Source organism: Idiomarina sp. UBA4206, assembly GCF_002383015.1.
GTDB classification, from domain to species: Bacteria; Pseudomonadota; Gammaproteobacteria; order Enterobacterales; family Alteromonadaceae; genus Idiomarina; species Idiomarina abyssalis.
In genome coordinates, this window is record NZ_DFTS01000012.1 from 6,036 (window position 1) to 7,252 (window position 1,217).

Consider the following 1,217-nt stretch of genomic DNA (forward strand, 5'->3'; position numbering starts at 1 on the left):
CCAGTTTTCATAAGGCTCTAATAAACTCGATTCAAACGCTTCTGCTTCATCTTTTACCAACGGTTTATTGGTCGTGCCAACCAGAGGTGCGGTTAAATAAATGTCATTATTTGCAAAACGTTGTCTGAGTTCATCGTCCCATTGTTCAACGGTAAAAACAGACTGAGAGCCTTTTAGCATGACACAATCACCCGCCAGTGTGCCTTCTGGCCCAAACTGACGCAGTCGTTCCGCCACAATTTGGTTGAATAAATAACTGCGCAGAGACGATAAATACAAGCTTCGTTTGTTACGGCTAATTCGTGCAGGACGGCTTGCCATCAACCAGCGTTCAGCCTGTGCAACGTTGTCGCCGTTGCGACCAAAGCGTTGCTCACCAAAATAGTTTATAACACCCTTCTCAGTAACGCTCTTCCATAACGCTTCCAGCTGCTGCGGAGAACTGACACCGCTAAGCCGAATCACAAATCGGTTACCGTCGTGAAAACCAGACTTTAGCTTTTTTGTTCTGCGAATGACTCGCTCGACAGACATTTCCTCGTCGTTCAACTCTTGCCAGTTCAGCGTTTCTTTACCCGGCAATTGAACTGAAAACCACTGCCAGGTTACCGCCTGACGATCTTTTAATCCTGAATAGCTCACATTTTTTACCGATACGCCAGCAAAACGCGCTATTTTTTCAGCACAAAAATTGGTGTTTGCACCTTCTTTTCTAACCCAAAGCCACTGATGTTCGCCTTCCCCGTCATCGGGTACATCCAATTGCTCAATTACCTGAAAGTCCTGCGGTGTTTGCTTAAACTCAGCCTGTGGCCGGTCGCCATGATTTAAACGCGGCAGCTCATTAAGTGTCACTTTTTGCGGAGCCAGCATTAAAGAGACTCCATCAGAACCACTGCATGGCAAGCTATACCTTCTTCACGCCCGACAAAGCCGAGCTTTTCAGTTGTTGTAGCTTTAACATTCACGTTATCAACACAAGTTTTTAAGCACTGAGCAATGCTGGCTCGCATGTCGTCGATGTGCGGTGCCATTTTAGGTGCCTGAGCAACAATGGTTACGTCGATATTTCCCGTTCGGAATTCTTTTTCCTGACAAAGCTGAACGGCATGACTTAGCAGCTCAGCGCTGTCAGCACCCGCATACCGCTCATCGGTATCTGGGAAATGCTGTCCTATATCACCTAATGCAAGAGCCCCCAAAACAGCATCGGTAAC

The 1,217-nt window shown here is 46.9% G+C and carries 2 protein-coding genes; both read right to left on the minus strand.

The features are described from left to right. Positions 1-873, minus strand: an 873-nt coding sequence (gene truD, locus B3180_RS02145) for a tRNA pseudouridine(13) synthase TruD (protein ID WP_286842717.1), incomplete at its 3' end; no start/stop codon positions are given. Further along, positions 873-1,217, minus strand: a 345-nt coding sequence (ispF, locus tag B3180_RS02150; RefSeq protein WP_286842719.1) for a 2-C-methyl-D-erythritol 2,4-cyclodiphosphate synthase, incomplete at its 5' end; no start/stop codon positions are given. The genes ispF and truD, both read right to left, overlap by 1 nt.